Raw genomic sequence first — 18,281 nt, 5'->3', positions numbered from 1 at the left:
TTTGCGTTGACAGTGCCTGATGGTGGCGGGATACCGGGAGAAAAGGGAAAAGGCATGGCGGCACTCACCAATCTTCTGACTGACATAGACGGCGTTTCGGTCGGCAGTGTTACCGATCTTTCCCTTGGCTCCGGTGTTACGGCGATTGTTTTTGAAAAGCCCGCCATTGCCTCAGGTTCTGTTCTGGGCGGTGCGCCTGGCGGGCGTGACACGGGCCTGCTCGACCCGGCGATGACGGTTGAAACCGTGGATGCCTTCGTGCTGTCGGGCGGCTCGGCCTTTGGGCTTGATGCGGCAGGCGGCGTTCAGGCCGGGCTGCGCGAGATCGGCCGCGGCCTTCAGGTCGGTTCCACCCGCGTACCCATCGTGCCGCAGGCGATCCTCATGGATCTTCTGAATGGCGGCGACAAGGACTGGGGTTTGCATTCGCCCTATCGCGACATGGGATATGCGGCTTTCAAGGCGGCGCGTGCGGCGCCCTTCGAACTCGGGACGGTCGGTGCCGGGACGGGAGCAACGACCGCGACCTTCAAGGGAGGGTTGGGGTCGGCAAGTGCTGTCAGTTCCGGCGGATATAAAGTGGCGGCTATTGTCGCCGTCAATGCGCTTGGCTCGGCAACCCTCGGTGCGAGCCGGCATTTCTGGTCGGCTCCGTTTGAGGTGGCGGATGAGTTTGGCGGAAGCGGTTTTCCGCAACGGTTTGAGCCTGAAAATACCGCCTTGCGCCTCAAGGGGGTCAATCTCACGGCAACGACCATCGGTACGGTGGTGACGGATGCCGCACTCACGAAAGCGCAGGCACATCGCCTTTCCATCATGGCGCATGACGGGTTGGCCCGCGCCGTTCTGCCCGCCCATTTGCCGAGTGACGGTGACACCATGTTCGCGGCCGCGACGGGCGAGAAGCCGCTTGAGGGCGGCGTTCATTTCGCCGAACTGTGCCATCTTGCCACCATCGTGATGGCGCGGGCCGTGGCGCGTGGCGTCTATGAGGCGACGGCCTTGCCGGTGGATGGAGCGCAAAAGGCCTATCGCGATCTTCATGGACGGAGCCTTTAACCGATGAGTGAGGCTCTTCCGCCACTGAAACCTGTCCTTCGCATTGATTTTCCGCCCGGAGAACGCCTCGGCCACGGCAAGATCGAATTGATGGAACTGATTGTCGAAACCGGCTCGATCTCCGCCGCCGGGCGGGCGATGGACATGTCATATCGCCGCGCGTGGCTGTTGGTGGATGCGCTGAACCATATGTTTCGACAACCGGTTATCGAATCGCAGCGCGGCGGCAAACAGGGCGGCGGGGCGGCGCTGACCGTCTTCGGCACCGAATTGCTGGCGCGCTATCGCGACATGCAAAAGCGGATGAACGAGGCCTTACATCAGGATATCGACTGGCTGGAGGCCAACCGCAATCCTGACGCTGCTCTCAATAGGGATCGATAGCCGCTGACTTTATGATTGCATGCACCGGTTTTCCGGGTTCCAGCTGCAACCTTTCCCGCGAGAGGTCTGTGATGCGCGACTGGATGATGTCACCGCCGCAATCCACCTGAATCGTGACCATGGCGTCTTCGCTCACGGAAACGTTTGCGACACGGCCGTTGAGAATGTTGAGTGCGCTCACGCCTTCAGGTTTTACGGTTGCAAGCATTACATCGCGTGCGGGTATGAGCACGCGCACCGGGCTGCCGCATATTCCGCTTTTTGCCGGAACGTGAAGCAGCATGGTTTTTAGCTTTACGGCGGCAAGCCCATGCCGCTCGTCGAAGCTTTCAATGCGCCCGGAAAGAATGCTGCCCGCCTCGCGCCTTTCGAGATGGGTGCTGAAATCGGGTCTTGCCAGCACCTCGGCGGCTTTTCCCTGTGTTTCCACCGTTCCGTCCTTCATAACAATGATGCGATCGGCCAGACGGGCGACCTCGTGGATCGAGTGGCTGACATAGACAACAGGGATTTTCGTCTCGTCCCGCAGCCGTTCGAGATAGGGAATGATCTCCGCTTTCCGCTGTTCGTCCAGCGAAGCGAGCGGCTCGTCCATCAGCAGCAATCTGGGTGAAGAAAGCAGGGCGCGGCCGATAGCCACACGTTGCTTTTCGCCGCCGGAAAGTTTGTTCGGGCGTCGGTGCAGAAGATGGCCAATGCCGAGCATGTCGACGATATGGTCCCCATCCGTGCCCGTCGTTTTATTCGCAGTGAACCACCTGCCATAGTTCAGGTTTTGGGCGACGCTGAGATGCGGGAAGAGCCGCGCTTCCTGAAAGACATAACCGAAATGGCGTTTGTGCGCCGGCAGAAATAGTCGTTTTTCGCTGTCGCTCAGCACTTTGCCATCAAGTGAAACCTGTCCATCATCCGGTCGCAGGAGGCCGGCGATGATGCGCATCACTGAGGTTTTGCCGGAGCCCGAGCGCCCGAAAAGCGCGGTCACTCCGCCTTCGGACATGAATGACGCGTCAAGTTCGAAGGCGCCAAGACGGTGGCGGATGGAAACCGAAAGCGTCATTCCATGCTCATCCGTTTGCCGATTACGCGGGCCAGCAATTCCGAGACGAGCAGAGCGAGCATGGAAATCGCAACCGAAACGATTGTAAGCCGCAGCGCACCGGCGTCGCCGCCCGGGACCTGCGTGAAGGTGTAGATGGCGGCGGACAATGTCTGCGTTTCGCCCGGAATGTTTGAAACGAAAGTGATGGTCGCGCCAAATTCGCCCATGGCCTTGGCGAAAGCGAGAATCATGCCGGCGATGATGCCGGGCAGGGTCAGTGGCAGGGTAACGGTGAGGAACACCCAGAGCGGATTGGCCCCCAATGTTCCCGCCGCCTCTTCCAGCTTGCGATCCACCGCTTCGATGGAAAGGCGGATGGAGCGCACCATCAGCGGAAAGGCCATAACAGCGCATGCGAGAGCTGCTCCCGTCCACCGGAAGGAGAAGACGATGCCGAACCAGCTGTCGAGAAATTGTCCGATCGCGCCCCGGCGGCCGAAGAGAACCAGCAGCAGAAAACCGGTTACGACGGGCGGCAGGATAAGCGGCAGGTGGACGATGCCGTTGAGGAGAGACTTGCCCCAGAAGCGGCCGCGCGCCAACGCCAAGGCGATGAGAATGCCGAGCGGCAGGCTGGCGAGCATGGCAACGGAGGACACCCACAGGCTGAGCCTGATCGCCGTCCATTCTTCAGGGCTGAGTGTCCACCAATGCAACGCCATATCCCGTAACCGTCATCTCTTGCGGCCCCTGGGCCAGGGAAAGCAGTTTATTTCAAAACCGTAAAGCCTTGCTTTTCGAAGAAGGGCGTTGCCTTTTCGGACTTCAGGAAATCCAGATAGGCTTTTGCCGCCGGCGATTTTGCCTCCGAAAGAATGGCCACGGGATAGATGATCGGCGGATGGCTGTCTTCAGGGAACGTGCCGACGATCTTCACACCGGGATCGGCAGCCGCATCGGTCTGGTAGACGATGCCATAGGGCGCCTCTCCGCGCGAGACGAGCAGCAGGGCGGCACGCACGCTTTCCGCGCCGGCGACCTTTTGTTCGACCGACGACCAGACGCCGAGTTTTTCCAGCGCGGCCTTGCCGTATTTGCCGGCGGGTACGGAATCCACCGCGCCCATGGCCAGGCGGCCGTCACCTACCAGAGCCCCAAGATCAAAGCTCTGCTTGATCTCGACCGGCTTGGCCTTGTCGGCGGGAGCGACGAGAACGATGCGGTTGCCTAGAAGATTGGAGCGGCTGTCAGCGTTGATCAGCTTCTTTTCAGCGACATAATCCATCCATGCAAGGTCGGCGGAAATGAAGATATCCGCTGGTGCGCCCTGCTCGATCTGCTTGGCGAGCGCTGAACTTGCGGCATAAGAAGCCGCCGCTTCATTACCGCTTTCCTTCGCCCACTCGGCGTTGATGCCGTCCAGTGCGTTTTTCATGCTGGCTGCGGCAAACACCGTGACTTTTTCGGCGGCATGGGCCGGAACGGCTGCAAAGGAGGCCGCCAGCCAGAAGGACGTCACTGTGGCGATGGTTTTGAAGAAGCTGCGACGCAAAAGTCTCATGGTGTGATGCCCCGGTACGAGATATTCCTATGAATATATCGATAGGCCTATAGCGCATTCATTATATTTTCAAGGATATATCGAAGGATGACAAAATTCCCGGGGTTGGGGGGCTTCCAACCTCAGTTCTCTGCTCGCCACAGGAATGCATTGGATGAGCGTCTGCGTCACGGGAGTGTCTTTTCAGACCGTAGATTTGGGCGGACTGAAACGCCGTGACAGCTGTGGGGGATGGCGAGCACACAAGAAACGGCAAAGGTCGTAATCAGATATCGGGCCCGATGTTTCTGTCGGACCGTAAGTCGGATCAAAAACGCTCGCCGGCGAAATGGGCTATCTGTGCACCTGCTTCGTAATAGGCTTCCTTCAGAGCCCTGAAGGGCTGCGCTTTTGGTTCCGTTAAAGGCAAAGGCAATTCCGCCTCGGTTATCTCACCGAGAACATGCTGTGCAATGACTTTGCCGAAGGCCGTGCCCGGTGCGATGCCGCGGCCATTATAGCCTGAAAAGCCGACGACATTTTCGGCGAATTTGTGAAAGCGGGGCACGGCATTGTCGGTCATACCGATCTGGCCGTACCATTCACACTCGAACTCGGTATCCCCAAGCTGCGGAAAAAGCCGCTTCAGCGACCGTTTCGCCCAGGCGCGGTGAATGGCGGCACCCGTGCCGCGCAGCGCCCCGACACTGCCGAAGACCAGCCGGCCAGCCTTGTCCATGCGGAAGGATGAGAGAATTTCCTTCGTGTCCCAGCAGCCCTCGCGGCCGGGGAGGATGCTTTTCTGCAGATTGTCGCCGAGAGGTCTGGTCGCGAAGTTGAAATAGGGCAGATAAATCTGTTCATCGCGAACGACCTGCCACGGTCCCGTGCTGTAGGCTTCGGTCGCCACCACGATCCATTTGGCGGTTACCGATCCGTTTGGCGTCTTCACGACCCATTGTCCACCGTTGCGTTCGGTGGCTACCACGGGGCTATCCGTATACAGCCTTGCGCCCGCCTTCTGCGCGGCGGCGGCGAGACCGCGAACATAGGCGAGCGGCTGAATTGTGCCTGCGCGCGTATCCAGAAGTGCGCCGGAATAGGCTGTCGTGCCCGTGCGTCTGGCCGTTTCCTCTGCATCGAGAACACGAACGGGCGCGCCCCTTTCGGCCCATTGTTCGCAGCGTTCGCGGATTTCACGGAGCCCTTTTTCACCAACTGCGCAATGCAGCGTTCCGTTTTTTTCGATCTCGCAGGAAATTGCGTGTTTTTCCACCAGGTCTCGCACGAGAAGTGGCGCATTGCCCAGAAGGCCGAGAAGCCGCTCGCCGTAAGTTTCGCCCAGCACGCCAGGCAATTCCTTCGGCATGACCCACATGCCGCCATTGATAAGGCCGACATTGCGCCCCGCACCGCCGAAGCCGATTTCCCTGGCTTCGAGCAGGACGACATTTATTTCCCGTTCGGCAAGGTGGAGCGCCGCAGATTGCCCGGTGAAACCGCCACCGACGATTACGACATCGGCAGCCACGGAGCCTTTTAAGGTAGCTGTTGCGGGTGGCTGCGGCGCGGTCTTTTCCCAGAGGCCGTGCGAGCGGGGGTCATTATACATCGTTCCACCATGTCCGGGCGAGTTCATTTGGTTTTCGTATGAGTGGCAAGCCCTTGTTTATAAGACTTTACAAGCCTTGCCGCCTGTTGAATATCGACATATCGTCAAGAGTTCATTCCGTGAGGGAATATGGTTCTGCCGCCTCGCCGTTTTTTGCCGTCGCTTTCGCTGCTTGCGGCATTCGAAGCCGCTTCGCGCGCCGGCAGCGTTACCGCGGCTGCGCGGGAGCTCGGCCTGACCCAGGGTGCCGTCAGCCGGCAAATCCTGGCCCTTGAAGAACAGCTCGGGGTGGCGCTGTTCCTTCGCGAGCGACAGACGATCCGGTTGACAAGGGCAGGGGAGGGTTATGGCCGGGAAATACGCGAAGCCCTGCGGCGCATATCGACGGCTTCCCTCAATCTACGCGCCAATCCGGATGGCGGCACGCTTAATCTCGGGGTGCTGCCAAGCTTCGGCACACGCTGGCTCGTGCCGCGCCTGCCCGCTTTTATCGCACGCCACCCGGGTATTTCCGTCAATCTTCTGACGCGGTCTTCGCTTTTCGATTTCAAGACCGATACAGTCGATGCGGCGATTCATTTCGGCTTGCCGCACTGGCCGGGTACCGAACTTGTTTTCCTGATGCACGAAAAGATCGTTGCCGTATGCAGCCCCGCTTTCAAAACGCAACACCGATTTTCAAAGCCTGATGATCTGCTGCATGTGCCGCTACTCCACATGACAACCCGACCCGATGCCTGGGAGCAATGGTTTCGCAGTCACGGCGTGGTATTCGACAATGTACACGGCATGCTTTTCGATCAGTTCACCACCATCGCCGAAGCGGCGAGCGCCGGTCTCGGTGTGTCGCTCATTCCTGCTTTCATGATCGAAGAGGAGTTGCGAAGCGGCCGACTTGTCGCGGCCGTTGCCGGCGAGGCGGAAAGCGAGGAGGCGTATTATCTCGCCTGCATGCCGGATCGCGCCGGTTACGCACCGCTTGAAAGCTTTCGGCGCTGGATCGTTTCCGAGGCAGGAGCTGGAACCGGCGTCGAGGCCGGGGAGTTTTCCGCTTAAACCCTTGCGCGGTCTTGCAAGAACGATGCGGCTCAGCCAATAGTGATGCGTGGCGCCAGAGCCGTGCCTTGAAAGTTTCAATACGGGAGATGTCCGTGAAGCCCATTTTTGTTCAGCTTCAATGCGAGCCCGGCAAGACCTATGATGTCGCCGACGCCATCTATAAAACCGAACTGGTTTCCGAACTTTATTCCACCAGCGGTGAATATGATCTTCTGCTGAAAATCTATCTTCCGCCGGAAGAGGATATCGGCAAATTCATCAATCAGAACATCGTCAATATTCCGGGCATCGTTCGTTCGCTGACAACGCTAACCTTTACGGCCTTCTGACATCAAACTTGAGAGTCTGCGACGGCCTCTCATTCTGCCCGTCCCGGGAGCCTGTCAGCTCAGCGCCTTGTCGGAACAAGGAAATGTGGGGGCTTAGGCGCGTTTGCGAAGTTCGCAAAAACCTGCATAGGCAGACCTATTAAAGTGGAAGGCGTGTCTTGCAGGCAGGACTGTCAGCCAAAGGAAAAGCGCGCCGCCGGCCCACAATGTCGGGTCCGATATGGGGCGCGCTTTCGTTTTGACGGTTTTGTAAGCTGGCGATGGCTTTCGCGCATCAGGCTACCGCGGCCAGGTTCCGATTACGCACGAGGTCGCGAATCGCGATCCGCACATCGTCCGCACTGTCGAACTTCTGCTCGTCCAGATCGTGAACGTGGAACTTCACCGCAATAAACTTCAGCCGGTCGTTGTCCGGGATGACGATGCCGACGGGCTCGCCGGCGAATTCAATAACTTGCTTCTGCATAGATAAACTCCCGCTGTGGCTACTTCTCACAGCATGTTGTCGAACTGATTTTCAGGAAATTGAGACTGTTAAGTCACATTCGACAGCAGCGGGAACACGTGGATTTAAATCCAGCATTCCAGGATTCAAGACCAAGGATTGCGTTGATGCGATTGTATTTTGACATGACACACTCCCTGTATTGGTGTTGATCCGGAATCAGGAGACTCGTTCTCCAGTTCCACACTGATAATCCAGACCAGCACTAAAATCAATGCTGATTGTTATAGGTAGAATATTTTTCTTTATGATGACAGGAGAGGGGCGGAATTGTGAAATTTTTGTTTCCGCTCGGGGCCGGCGTCAAAAGGCCCGGCGTAACGGGCTTTTTTAGCTTTTTTTTAATCGTGTCCGGAGGGCTGCGGCGGATAAATATGATCGTTTCCGTTGAAGTCAGATATTGAAAAACGGCCGTCCCGGGTCTTTTCGGCCGCATTTCCGCCAATGGGCGCCTTGCCGTGGCCGCCGGGTATGTCGAGAACATAGGTCGGCTGGCAGAGACCGGAGATGCGTCCGCGCAAGGCAGACACGATTCGCTGCCCTTCTTCTATCGACAGGCGGAAGTGGCTGGTGCCGGGCGCCAGATCGGGGTGGTGAAGATAATAGGGCTTGATGCGGATCTCGACGAATGCCCGCATCAGTTCGGCAAGAATCGCGGGATCGTCGTTGACACCTTTTAAAAGCACGGTCTGGCTGACCATGGCGATCCCCGCATCAATGAGGCGTGCCGAGGCTAGTCTTGAGGCGTCGCCGAGTTCCCGCGCGTGATTCGCATGCAGGGCAACATAAGTCGTCTTGCCGCTGGATTTCAGCGCGTCGATCATCGCTTCATCGATGCGATCGGGATCGACTACGGGCACGCGGGTGTGGAAGCGGACGATCTTCACATGCGATATGTCTTTCAGTCGTTGCATCAGATCGAAAAGTCGCCGCGGGGAGAGCACCAGTGGATCGCCGCCGGTGAGGATGACCTCCCAGATCGCCGGGTTCGCCTTTATATAGTCGAATGCGGCGTCCAGCTGCTGCGGGCTCATCATGCCATTACCCTGCGGCCCGACCATTTCACGGCGAAAACAGAAACGGCAATAAACGGGGCATATATGCACCGCCTTTAAAAGAACCCGGTCCGGATAACGGTGAACGATGCCATGCACGGGGCTATGGGCGTCATCGCCTATCGGATCCTCTCGCTCTTCGGCAAGATGGAGAAGCTCGGCCGCATCCGGCACGAACTGCCGGGCGATGGGATCGTTCGGATCGCCGAGGTCGATCAGTTCGGCAACCGCTGGCGTGATAGCCAGTGCGTAACGCTGCGTGACCGGCCGCAGGCTGTCGAGTGCGCCGGCTTCGATCAGCCCTGCTTCCAGCAGTGCCTCCGGTGTCTTGATGGTCTCAGAGCCTGTCATCGTCCGTATTCCACAACCGGGGCCCACATGACGAGATCGATGCGGGGTGCGCCTGTGGCCAGCATCACCAGCCGGTCGAAACCCAGAGCTATGCCGCTTGCCGGCGGCATGATGGCGAGCGCAGCCAGAAAATCCTCGTCCAGCGGATAAGTCTCGCCATAGACACGCTGCTTTTCCGCCATCTCCGTTTCAAAACGCCGCCTCTGCTCGGCAGCGTCGGTCAATTCACCGAAGGCATTGGCAAGTTCCACGCCGCAGGCATAAAGCTCGAAACGTTCCGCCACGCGCGCATCCCTCGGGGATCTGCGGGCGAGGGCTGCTTCGCTTGCCGGATATTCATCGAGAATTGTTGCGCGTCCGAAGCCAAGTTCCGGCTCGACCCGTTCGACGATGACACGGCTGAACATATCCGCCCAGGTATCATCCTCGGCCACCCGGATGCCGGCACTGGCGAGGCTTGCGGCAAGGTGCCGGCTGTCGGTCTCGCCGTCTCCGCTGATTGTGGCCAGAAGGTCGATTCCGGCATAGCGTTCGAAGGCCTCAGCGACACTCAGGCGTTCGGGCTCGAGAAAGGGATCAACGCTGCGCCCGCGATAGGAAAAATGTTTCGTACCCGTGGTTTCGGCCGCGAGAGCGAGAAGACTGGCGCTGTCCTTCATCAGGCTCTCATAGGTTTCGCCTGCGCGATACCATTCCAGCATGGTGAATTCGGGGTGGTGCAGCGGGCCCCGCTCCCGGTTCCTGTAGACATGGGCGAAACAGGAGATGCGTTTCTCACCCGCGGCAAGCAGCTTCTTGCAGGCGAATTCCGGAGACGTGTGAAGATAAAGCGGCACGGCGTCGCCGCCCGGCGTCACGCCTTCAGTGGCAAATGCGTGGAGATGTGCCTCGTTGCCTGGCGAGATCTGCAGGGTGGCGGTATCGACCTCCAGAAAATCGGCGCGGGCGAAATAGCCGCGAAAGGCCGACTGGACGGCGTTGCGGCCAAGCAGGAAGGCGCGACGGTCGGCATGGACGTCGGGCGTCCACCATGGCGACATTGTTTCGTTGCTTGCGCGCATCGTTCTTCGTTTCCGTCTTCTGCCCCGCCCCGGATTGCGGATAAACAGGCTGCAAAACACCTGGTTGCGTTATTTAAAGCGGTTCCGGGGCGAAAACCGCTAGGTACTCTTCCGCGAATTGCTGTAGAAGGCTGGCAATCCGTGCGGATTTAAGGTAGTTGCGCCCCAGAAAAAAGACAAAACGTCTGCCGGGGCTGGTGCTGCCGCGCAGTCCTTTACGACGCATTTCATCGAGTTACAAGGAAGTCATATGGTCAAGGTTATCGCCTCATCCGTCCGCAAGGGCAATGTTCTCGACGTGGACGGCAAGCTTTACGTCGTTCTCACCGCGCAGAACTTTCATCCCGGCAAGGGCACGCCGGTCACGCAGGTGGACATGCGCCGCATCGTCGATGGCGTGAAGGTGTCCGAGCGCTGGCGCACCACCGAGCAGGTCGAGCGTGCTTTTGTTGAAGACCTGAACTTCCAGTTTCTCTATGAAGATGGCGAAGGCTTCCACTTCATGAACCCTGAGAATTACGATCAAGTCGTGGTGGACGCGGAGACGATGGGTGACCAGAAGGCCTATCTTCAGGAAGGTATGACCTGCGTTCTTTCCATCCACGAAGGCAATCCGCTGGCTGTCGAACTGCCGCGCCACGTCACGCTTGAGATCACGGAAACCGAGCCGGTCGTAAAAGGCCAGACGGCGTCTTCTTCTTACAAGCCCGCCATTCTTTCCAACGGGATCCGCACCATGGTGCCGCCGCATATCGATGCCGGCATTCGCGTGGTCATCGCGACGGAAGACAATTCCTACGTCGAGCGCGCCAAGAACTGATCCTGGTGATCGAGTAGACAAAAAAGCACCGGTTTCCGGTGCTTTTTCTATTCCATGCCGCGAATAACAAAAAGCCCGCGTCGAGACGCGGGCTTTTTTGTCTTTTCGGGCTGTTGATTACATGCCCTTGGCCGCCGTAACGGTCGGGCCTGCCGGCTTCTTCGGCGCGGTCGCCTGGCCAAAGGCATAACCGCCGCCCAGCGCCACGTTCAGCGACACGTAGTCCTGCGCGGTCTGCTGGATCGCCGTGGCAAGGCTTGCCTGTGCGGCGGAAACCTGACGCTGCGCATCGAGAACGTCGAGCAGCGAAGAGGCACCGTCGCGGTAGCTGGCGGTCGAGAGCTGCAACGCTTCCTGGTAGGAAGCGACCGTCTTGCGCAATGCGTCGGCGGTGCGCTGGTCGCGATTGACTGCGGCAAGGGCGTTTTCAACCTCTTCGACGGCGTTGAGGACCGTCTGCTTCCATGCGAGATATTCTTCGCGCGCCTGCGAGTTGGCGAGGTCGATATTGGCGCGAATGCTGCCGCCATCGAGGATCGGAAGAACAAGGCTCGGGCCGAAGGACCAGCTGTTTGCCGTACCTCTGTTGCCGCCGCTGACAAAGTTGTAGCTCGGGGTGATGGCGCCGCCGAGTTCAATGCTCGGATAAAGCTGCGATTCGGCAACGCCGATCTTTGCCACTGCTGCCGCAAGTTCACGCTCGGCGACGCGGATATCCGGACGATTGCGAATGAGATCTGCCGGAATGCCGGTGCGTGGCACACTGCGGGCCACGGGCTGACGCGCGCCCTTCTGCAACTCGGCGATCAGCGACGAAGCTGGCAGGCCGAGCAGCGTGGCGATGCGGTGCGCCGCCTTGCGGAAGTTGGTTTCGAGGCCCGGTATGTCGGACAGGGTGGAGTTGACCAGACCTTCGGACTGGACAACGTCGAGTCGCGAAGCCGCACCGGCTTCAAGCTGAAGCTTGGTCAGATCCAGTGTTTCACGGCGGGAAGCCAGGTTATGGCGGGCGATCGCCAGACGCTCCTGATAATAGCGTACGTCGATGTAAGCCGAGGCAACCGAGGAAATCAGCGTCAGGCGCTGAACGTCGACGCTTGAATAAGCCGCATCGAGCGATGCATTGGCGCTTTCCGTGGCGCGACGGTAGCGGCCGAAGAGATCGAGCAGCCAGGAAACGCTGAGGCTGCCGGAAGAGACGTTGGTGACAGGAACGTCGCGGTAGCTGCCCTTCGTTTCGCTGGTCGTGTGGCTGCCATTGGCGGTCAGGCTGGGCAGGCCGCCTGCGCCGGCTGAAATCACGTTGGCTTCAGCCTGGTTGATACGCTCTATGGCCTGCATCACCGTCAGGTTCTGCTTCAGGCCGGTAGCAACGTAACCGTTCAGGCGGCTGTCATTGAAGGCTGTCCACCACGCAACGGAGCTGATGTCGCCGTTACTGGTTTTTCCGGCTTCCGCAAACTTTCCCGGCAATTGGATTTCCGGTGTCTTGTGGTCGGGTCCGACAACGCAGCCTGAGAGCAGCAGCATTGTCAGGGGAAGAGTAGCGCGAATAGACAGCATATAATTTTCCCAATTCTCTGGTTGGCTTACCGAGCGCGGCTTGGTGAAAAATGGGCTGCGCGGTCGATCTGCCGTAGAAACGTGCAATTGCCAAATCGGCAACATTTCTAGCAGCGTATTAACGGTTGGCACAGCCCATTTTTGTTTTGTTAACGCCTTGAAAGGCGACGAATGATGACGAAAAAGGACGGAACGAAGAAAATTCCGAGCAGTGTTGCAGAAAGCATACCACCCAACACTCCAATCCCGATTGCATTTTGGGCGGCTGAACCCGCACCGGTTGCGATTGCGAGGGGCACAACACCGAGGATGAAGGCCAGCGATGTCATGATGATCGGCCGCAGGCGCAGCTTCGCGGCCTCCAGTGTCGCTTCCATGAGACTCAGCCCGTGCTCCTGTCTCTCCTTGGCGAATTCGACGATCAGGATCGCATTCTTTGCCGCGAGGCCGATGGTCGTCAGCAGGCCCACCTTGAAGTAGACGTCGTTCGACTGGCCGAAGAAATGCGCCGCGGCCAAGGCGCCGAGGACACCCACCGGCACGGCCATGATGACCGAGAAGGGGATGGACCAGCTTTCATAAAGGGCGGCAAGGCAAAGGAACACGATCAGCACCGAGAGCGCATAGAGCATCGGTGCCTGTGAGCCGGAAAGGCGTTCCTGATAGGAGATGCCCTGCCACGCGACCGTGTAACCGCCCGGCAGGCTCGCGGTCAGCCGTTCCATCTCGTCCATGGCATCACCGGAGGCTACGCCGGCGCCGGCAGTGCCTTCGAGCGAGATGGCGCCCGTGCCGTTAAAGCGCGCCAGAGACGGAGGAGCGTTGATCCATTTCACCTCGCTGAAGGAGGAGAATGGCACCATCTCGCCGCTGGTGTTGCGGGCATACCAGAACTTGAGATCGTCCGGCTGCATGCGGTACGGCGCGTCGCCCTGGACATAGACGGGCTTGAGTTCACCGTTGAGGGTGAAGTCATTGACGTCACGGCCGGCGAAGATCGTCGACAGCATCAGATTGACAGAGGAAAGATCGACACCCATTGCCCCCATCTTCTCCTGATCGAGGATGATCTTCATCTGGGTTTCGTTGTCCTGGCTGTCGCTTCGAAGCGAGCTGATCTTCGGATTGCCGGTGGCAAGCGCAATCAATTCCTTGGACGAAGCGGTCAGGGCGTCGGTGCCGTTGCGGCCGCTATCCACGAGATACATCGAGAAGCCGCTCGATGTACCCATGCCCTGAATGGCCGGCGGCAGAAGCGGGAAGACCTGGGCATCGCGGAAACCGAAGAAGGTGCCCATGGCGCGCTGGACGATGGCACCCGCGTGCTGGTCGGGAGCCGTTCGCTCGGCGAAATCCTTGAGTTTGGTGAAGACGATGGCGTTGTTCTGGCCCGAACCACTGAAGCTGAAGCCGAGAACGCCGAAAACCGATTCGACATTGGCGGCTTCCTTTTCGCGGAAGTAGTTTTCAACCTGCTTCACCACCTCATTGGTTCGCTCGATATTCGAACCGGTCGGCGTCTGGATGATGGTCAGGAGCACGCCCTGGTCTTCCTGCGGCAGGAACGAGCTGGGGAGCTTGCTGAAGAACCAGACGCAGCCGCCGATGACGATTGCGAAGATGATCATGACGCGCAGGGGCCGCTTCAGCAGATAACCGATGGAGGACACGTAGCCGTCCGTCGTCTTGCCGAAGCCGCGGTTGAACCACGCGCCCGGCCCGCGCTGCTTCTTGTGATGGTCGATCGGCTTCAGCATGGTGGCGCAGAGCGCCGGCGTCAGCACGATGGCGACTACGGCCGAAAGCAGCATGGCCGAAACGATGGTGATCGAGAACTGGCGGTAGATGATGCCCGTCGATCCGCCGAAGAAGGCCATCGGAATGAACACGGCGGTGAGCACAAGCGCGATACCGATGATGGCTCCGGTGATCTCACCCATCGACTTCTCGGTGGCCTCGACCGGCGACAAACCCTCCTCCGACATGATTCGTTCGACGTTTTCGACAACGACGATGGCGTCGTCAACGAGCAGACCGATGGCCAGAACCATGGCGAACATGGTGAGCGTATTGATGGAATACCCGGTGAGCGCGAGAACGCCGAAGGTGCCGAGAAGCACGACCGGCACGGCGATCATCGGAATAAAGGTGGCTCTGAGGTTCTGCAGGAACACCAGAAGCACGACGAAGACGAGGATGATCGCCTCGATCAGCGTATGCACCACCTTTTCGATCGACAGTTTCACGAACGGCGTCGTGTCATAGGGATATTCGATCGCGACGCCTTCAGGCAGCGAACCTTCGACGTTGGTCAGGGCAGCTTTTACACGCGCCGCCGTGTCGAGCGCGTTGGCCCCCGTGGCAAGGTTGACGGCGAAACCGGCCGAAGGGCGGCCATTGGAGCGGGAATCGCCGCCATAGGTTTCCTGGCCGATTTCAATACGGGCAACATCGCTCAGGCGGACGGTTGCGCCATCCTTTTCGACTTTCAGGATGACCGATTCGAAGTCGGCGACAGTGGTGAGCTGGCTCTGCGCCGTCACCGTCACGTTGAGCTGCTGACCCTTGACGGCGGGAACGGCACCGAGCGAACCGACCGAAACCTGGGTGTTCTGGCTTTCGATGGCGCCGGTGACGTCTGCGGTGGTCAGCTGGTATTTGTTGAGCTTGAAGGGATCCAGCCAGATACGCATCGCATATTCGGAGCCGAAGACATTGATGCTGCCCACGCCTTCCAGGCGCTTGATCTGGTCTTCGACACGCGAGGAGAAGACGTCGCCGAGATCGGCCGAATTGCGCTTGCCGTCGGTGGAGATCAGTGCACCAACCATCAGAATGCTCGATGTCGAGCGGCTGACCTGGATACCCCGCTGCTGCACGGTATCGGGCAATTGCGACTGGACAAGCTGCAGCTTGTTCTGCACCTGAACCTGCGCGATGTCAGGCAGGATGCTGTTACCGAATGTCAGCGTCACTTCGGAACTGCCGGTCGAGGACGACGAGGTCATATAGGTGAGGTCATCGAGGCCGGTCATGCCGTCCTCGATGATGGTTGTCACCGATTTTTCCACGGTCTCGGCGCTGGCGCCATTGTAGGTCGCGCTGACGCGGACCGTTGTCGGTGCAATGTCGGGATATTGCGAAATGGAGAGAGTCCAGATCGCAAGGGCGCCGCCCAGCATGATGACGATGGCGATAACCCATGCAAAAACAGGGCGCCTGATGAAGAAATGGGCCATGGCAGTCCTTGCCTTACCTTTTACGAGCTTCGACCGGAGGTCTCGCGCTCATGCTTATTTCGAAGGCGCGGCGGCAGGCTGAGCCTGCTGCGGCACAACGACGATACCCCGATCGTCAATGGTCACTTCCACCGGCGCCACGGTTGCGCCGTCCGCGATCCACTGGAAGCCGTCGACGATGAGCTTGTCGCCATCCTTGACGTTTTCCGTCACCAGCCAGGCGTTGCCCGACTGCTGGCTGGAAGGGAAGGTGCGGGTTTCCACCTTGTTTTCCGCTGTCACGAATTTTGCCGTCAGCTCGCCATTGGCGTTTCGGCTCGCCGCGCGCTGCGGGATACGGAAGCCCTTTTCCTTGCCGATGGTCAGCGTGGCGCGAACATAGGTGCCGGGAAGCAGGAGATCGTCCGGATTATCGAAGAGGGCGCGGATGGAGAAGGTGCCTGTCGTTTCGCTCACCGCCATGTCAGACATGTCGATCTTGCCGTCATGCTTATATTCGGTGCCATCTTCCAGTGTAAGATGAATGCCGGTCTCTTTCGTGTCGCCACCAAGCTGACCGGACGATATCGCCTTTTTCAGACGCAGGAGATTGGTGCTGGATTCCATCAGGTCGATGTAAATCGGATCGATGCGACGAAGCGTCGTCAAAGCGGTCGTCTGGTTCGCGGTCACCACGTTGCCGATGCTGAAGGCCGTTGCGCTGGTAATGCCGTCGAAGGGTGCACGGACCTTCGTGAGATCGAGATTGATCTCCGCCGTTTCCAGCGCCGCCTTGGTCTGGGCCACATCGGCCTGCGCCTGCAGCAGCGTCACCTTGGCGTTTTCATATTCGATCTGGGTGGCACCGCTGTTAACCAGCCGTTCGTACCGGGCAAGGTTGGCCTCCGCGCTCGGGACACTCGCTTCCGCCTTCGCCACGTTTGCCTTGGCCTGCGCCACTTCCGCCAGATAGGTATTGTCTTCGATCTGGTAGAGAACGTCGCCCTGCTTCACCTCGCTGCCTTCCTTGAAGGGAATTTCACGGATGATGCCGGTGACCCGCGGCCGGATTTCAGCCGTCTGGAACGCGCTGGCGCGGCCGGGCAGAACAGTGGTCAACGGATATTCGCTGGTCTTCATCAAAATGACGCTGACCGGAGACGGCGGACGCGCTGCGCCCTGGGCGGCGTTCTGGCTGCTTTCGCCGCCATCGCTGCAGCCCGCCAGAATCGCGGTCACACACAGAGAAGCAAGTAGGGGTAAAATACGTCGGCTCATTGTTCTTCCCTGCGTATCGATCGCATTCAACTATAAGCGCAATGTCGCTCGGCGGATGCGCGTCCGGAGACAGATACGACAGGCGAAGGCCTTGGAAGGGACCCGATTCGCGTATTCTATCCGGACCGCATGCGCATAGAAGCGCAGGCTTTTGCGCTTCGCAAGCAACTGCGAGAAGGTGACGTAAATTGGGAATCGTCACTTAGCAAGCGGATTGCGCAATCCCGCATCGACTAAATCGACGAGTTGATCGCAACGTGTTGCCAAATTGCCGATATCTTCCCGCGCAATAAGGACGGGATGAATGACGCTGGTCAGCGCATGGAGCACGGTTTCCGCCAGAGGAGAAACATCCGTGGCGGTATAGATTCCGGCTTCGATCCCATCCTGAATGATCTCGCCGAGCAGCTTCACGATGACAGACTTGTAATAGTCTCCGCACTTCATGTCCTGCTTGGCGGTCATCAGGATCATTTCGAAGACATAGGGGTTCTTATTGAGATCCTGATGGTGTTGCTCCATCAGGTTGCGCGCCAGATGACGCAATCTGGAAAGCGGCGCATGGCTTTTGTCGAGCGGACAGATCTGGCGTTCGAAAGCGCCGATCTGTTCGAAGCCAAGGGCGTCGACAAGCGCGTTCTTCGAGCTGAAGTTCTTGAAGACATTGGCGGGAGACATGCCGAGCGCCGCGGCGATATCGGCAATCGCAACGGCATTGAAACCGCGCTCCCGGAAAAGCTCTTCCGCCTTGGCGAGAATGTCCCGCCGGGTTTCCTCGGCGGAACGGCGGGGCCGGCGTCTGACAGGACGGTCACCCTTCCTGTCGGCCTTTCTCGCCTGTTCGATCATTTTGTTCACAGTCAGACTCCGGGGAAGAACCGCTCCAGATTCCGGCGTACTCTTGCAAGCGGCGTCTCGCCGCTATCGTCGGGAACGAAGCTCTGTCCGGTGATGCGTTCGTAAGCATCAATATAGACTTTCGAGGTTTGCAAGACGAGGTCCTGCGGAATTTCTGGTACGTCGTCCTTATAGGGGTCGCAGCGTTCGGCAACCCAGGCTCTGACAAAGTCCTTGTCGAAGCTTGCCGGCCTTGTGCCGTTTCGAAAGCTTTCCTCATAGCTGTCAGCCATCCAGTAGCGGCTGCTGTCCGGTGTGTGTATCTCGTCGGCCAGAATGATCGTCCCGTTTTCATCCGTTCCGAATTCGTATTTCGTGTCAACGAGAATGAGGCCCTGTCTGGCGGCAATCTCCTGCCCGCGCTTGAACAGTGCCAGCGCATAATGGGAAAGCACGTTCCATTGCTCCTGCGTCAGGAGTTTCTTCTCTACGATCTCCGAAGGCGTCAAAGGTTCATCATGGCCGCCATCAAAGGCTTTGCTGGTGGGTGTGATCACCGGTTCGGGCA

Annotated in this window: 17 protein-coding genes (1 of these 17 only partly in view); 5 read left to right on the top strand and 12 right to left on the bottom strand. The window is 58.9% G+C overall.

Annotated features, from left to right (window positions below; genetic code table 11):
• The first annotated feature begins 54 nt into the window (after positions 1-54).
• Together HQN82_RS10770 and HQN82_RS10765 are read left to right on the top strand one after the other, a co-directional pair.
• Positions 55-1,059, top strand: a complete 1,005-nt coding sequence (locus tag HQN82_RS10770; RefSeq protein ID WP_035210231.1) for a P1 family peptidase — start codon at positions 55-57, stop codon at positions 1,057-1,059.
• Between the two features lie 3 nt (positions 1,060-1,062).
• Positions 1,063-1,443, top strand: coding sequence for a winged helix-turn-helix domain-containing protein (locus HQN82_RS10765; RefSeq protein ID WP_035210229.1), 381 nt, complete (start codon positions 1,063-1,065; stop codon positions 1,441-1,443).
• Here the strand turns inward: HQN82_RS10765 and modC are convergent.
• The 4 genes from modC to HQN82_RS10745 all read right to left on the bottom strand — a co-directional run bounded on the left by modC (position 1,427) and on the right by HQN82_RS10745 (position 5,637).
• Positions 1,427-2,503, bottom strand: a complete 1,077-nt coding sequence (modC, locus tag HQN82_RS10760) for a molybdenum ABC transporter ATP-binding protein (RefSeq protein ID WP_112765602.1) — start codon at positions 2,501-2,503, stop codon at positions 1,427-1,429. The genes HQN82_RS10765 and modC overlap by 17 nt on opposite strands.
• On the bottom strand, positions 2,500-3,207 hold the full coding sequence (gene modB / locus HQN82_RS10755; RefSeq protein ID WP_173614876.1) for a molybdate ABC transporter permease subunit: 708 nt from the start codon (positions 3,205-3,207) through the stop codon (positions 2,500-2,502). Before modB ends, modC begins: the two co-directional genes overlap by 4 nt.
• Positions 3,208-3,254: 47 nt before the next feature.
• The gene (gene modA, locus HQN82_RS10750) at positions 3,255-4,046 is read right to left on the bottom strand and encodes a molybdate ABC transporter substrate-binding protein (protein WP_173614875.1); all 792 of its coding nucleotides are present in this window, start codon (positions 4,044-4,046) and stop codon (positions 3,255-3,257) included.
• A gap of 307 nt (positions 4,047-4,353) precedes the next feature.
• A complete protein-coding gene (locus tag HQN82_RS10745) occupies positions 4,354-5,637 on the bottom strand; it encodes an NAD(P)/FAD-dependent oxidoreductase (RefSeq protein ID WP_173615016.1) in 1,284 nt (427 codons plus the stop codon).
• A gap of 129 nt (positions 5,638-5,766) precedes the next feature.
• Here HQN82_RS10745 and HQN82_RS10740 point away from each other — a divergent pair, with 129 nt between their 5' ends.
• The gene (locus tag HQN82_RS10740; RefSeq protein WP_173614874.1) at positions 5,767-6,693 is read left to right on the top strand and encodes a LysR family transcriptional regulator; all 927 of its coding nucleotides are present in this window, start codon (positions 5,767-5,769) and stop codon (positions 6,691-6,693) included.
• A 95-nt stretch (positions 6,694-6,788) separates the two neighbouring features.
• The gene (locus HQN82_RS10735) at positions 6,789-7,025 is read left to right on the top strand and encodes an Lrp/AsnC ligand binding domain-containing protein (RefSeq protein WP_065116059.1); all 237 of its coding nucleotides are present in this window, start codon (positions 6,789-6,791) and stop codon (positions 7,023-7,025) included.
• A gap of 274 nt (positions 7,026-7,299) precedes the next feature.
• Here HQN82_RS10735 and HQN82_RS10730 read toward each other — a convergent pair whose 3' ends face one another.
• From HQN82_RS10730 to epmA, 3 genes are all read right to left on the bottom strand, one after another.
• Positions 7,300-7,491, bottom strand: coding sequence for a hypothetical protein (locus HQN82_RS10730; protein ID WP_003492264.1), 192 nt, complete (start codon positions 7,489-7,491; stop codon positions 7,300-7,302).
• A 380-nt stretch (positions 7,492-7,871) separates the two neighbouring features.
• A complete protein-coding gene (locus tag HQN82_RS10725) occupies positions 7,872-8,936 on the bottom strand; it encodes a lysine-2,3-aminomutase-like protein (RefSeq protein ID WP_112553259.1) in 1,065 nt (354 codons plus the stop codon).
• Positions 8,933-9,997 carry an EF-P lysine aminoacylase EpmA gene (gene epmA / locus HQN82_RS10720; protein ID WP_112553261.1) on the bottom strand — a complete coding sequence of 355 codons (1,065 nt, stop codon included), beginning with the start codon at positions 9,995-9,997 and terminating at the stop codon, positions 8,933-8,935. Before epmA ends, HQN82_RS10725 begins: the two co-directional genes overlap by 4 nt.
• A gap of 250 nt (positions 9,998-10,247) precedes the next feature.
• Between epmA and efp the strand changes: the two genes are divergently transcribed.
• Positions 10,248-10,817, top strand: a complete 570-nt coding sequence (efp, locus tag HQN82_RS10715; RefSeq protein ID WP_004443607.1) for an elongation factor P — start codon at positions 10,248-10,250, stop codon at positions 10,815-10,817.
• Positions 10,818-10,934: 117 nt separating this feature from the next.
• Here efp and HQN82_RS10710 read toward each other — a convergent pair whose 3' ends face one another.
• From HQN82_RS10710 to HQN82_RS10690, 5 genes are all read right to left on the bottom strand, one after another.
• Positions 10,935-12,380, bottom strand: coding sequence for an efflux transporter outer membrane subunit (locus HQN82_RS10710; protein WP_173614873.1), 1,446 nt, complete (start codon positions 12,378-12,380; stop codon positions 10,935-10,937).
• 149 nt (positions 12,381-12,529) lie between these two features.
• The gene (locus tag HQN82_RS10705; RefSeq protein ID WP_004443603.1) at positions 12,530-15,619 is read right to left on the bottom strand and encodes an efflux RND transporter permease subunit; all 3,090 of its coding nucleotides are present in this window, start codon (positions 15,617-15,619) and stop codon (positions 12,530-12,532) included.
• A gap of 54 nt (positions 15,620-15,673) precedes the next feature.
• On the bottom strand, positions 15,674-16,876 hold the full coding sequence (locus HQN82_RS10700) for an efflux RND transporter periplasmic adaptor subunit (RefSeq protein WP_006699119.1): 1,203 nt from the start codon (positions 16,874-16,876) through the stop codon (positions 15,674-15,676).
• A gap of 198 nt (positions 16,877-17,074) precedes the next feature.
• Positions 17,075-17,734 (bottom strand): TetR/AcrR family transcriptional regulator, encoded by a 660-nt coding sequence (locus HQN82_RS10695; RefSeq protein ID WP_006699120.1) that lies wholly within the window; start codon positions 17,732-17,734, stop codon positions 17,075-17,077.
• Positions 17,735-17,736: 2 nt separating this feature from the next.
• On the bottom strand, positions 17,737-18,281 hold the 3' portion of the coding sequence (locus HQN82_RS10690; RefSeq protein WP_004443593.1) for a phosphoribosylaminoimidazolesuccinocarboxamide synthase. 406 nt of this gene lie beyond the right edge of the window; 545 of the gene's 951 nt are visible here — the last part of the coding sequence; its start codon lies beyond the right edge, outside the window; the stop codon is at positions 17,737-17,739.

Origin of the sequence: Agrobacterium pusense, from assembly GCF_013285525.1 — a bacterium.
Lineage (GTDB): Bacteria > Pseudomonadota > Alphaproteobacteria > Rhizobiales > Rhizobiaceae > Agrobacterium > Agrobacterium pusense.
The sequence above is the reverse complement of the archived record's forward strand: the minus strand, read 5'-3'. Positions and strand labels throughout refer to the sequence as shown.

Coding starts and splice junctions, on each gene's coding strand:
- HQN82_RS10730 (WP_003492264.1), bottom strand. CDS start 7,491: ATGCAGAAGCAAGTTATTGAATTCGCCGGCGAGCCCGTCGGCATCGTC.
- HQN82_RS10745 (WP_173615016.1), bottom strand. CDS start 5,637: ATGTATAATGACCCCCGCTCGCACGGCCTCTGGGAAAAGACCGCGCCG.
- HQN82_RS10705 (WP_004443603.1), bottom strand. CDS start 15,619: ATGGCCCATTTCTTCATCAGGCGCCCTGTTTTTGCATGGGTTATCGCC.
- HQN82_RS10700 (WP_006699119.1), bottom strand. CDS start 16,876: ATGAGCCGACGTATTTTACCCCTACTTGCTTCTCTGTGTGTGACCGCG.
- modB (WP_173614876.1), bottom strand. CDS start 3,207: ATGGCGTTGCATTGGTGGACACTCAGCCCTGAAGAATGGACGGCGATC.
- HQN82_RS10725 (WP_112553259.1), bottom strand. CDS start 8,936: ATGACAGGCTCTGAGACCATCAAGACACCGGAGGCACTGCTGGAAGCA.
- HQN82_RS10770 (WP_035210231.1), top strand. CDS start 55: ATGGCGGCACTCACCAATCTTCTGACTGACATAGACGGCGTTTCGGTC.
- modA (WP_173614875.1), bottom strand. CDS start 4,046: ATGAGACTTTTGCGTCGCAGCTTCTTCAAAACCATCGCCACAGTGACG.
- efp (WP_004443607.1), top strand. CDS start 10,248: ATGGTCAAGGTTATCGCCTCATCCGTCCGCAAGGGCAATGTTCTCGAC.
- HQN82_RS10765 (WP_035210229.1), top strand. CDS start 1,063: ATGAGTGAGGCTCTTCCGCCACTGAAACCTGTCCTTCGCATTGATTTT.
- epmA (WP_112553261.1), bottom strand. CDS start 9,997: ATGCGCGCAAGCAACGAAACAATGTCGCCATGGTGGACGCCCGACGTC.
- HQN82_RS10710 (WP_173614873.1), bottom strand. CDS start 12,380: ATGCTGTCTATTCGCGCTACTCTTCCCCTGACAATGCTGCTGCTCTCA.
- modC (WP_112765602.1), bottom strand. CDS start 2,503: ATGACGCTTTCGGTTTCCATCCGCCACCGTCTTGGCGCCTTCGAACTT.
- HQN82_RS10740 (WP_173614874.1), top strand. CDS start 5,767: ATGGTTCTGCCGCCTCGCCGTTTTTTGCCGTCGCTTTCGCTGCTTGCG.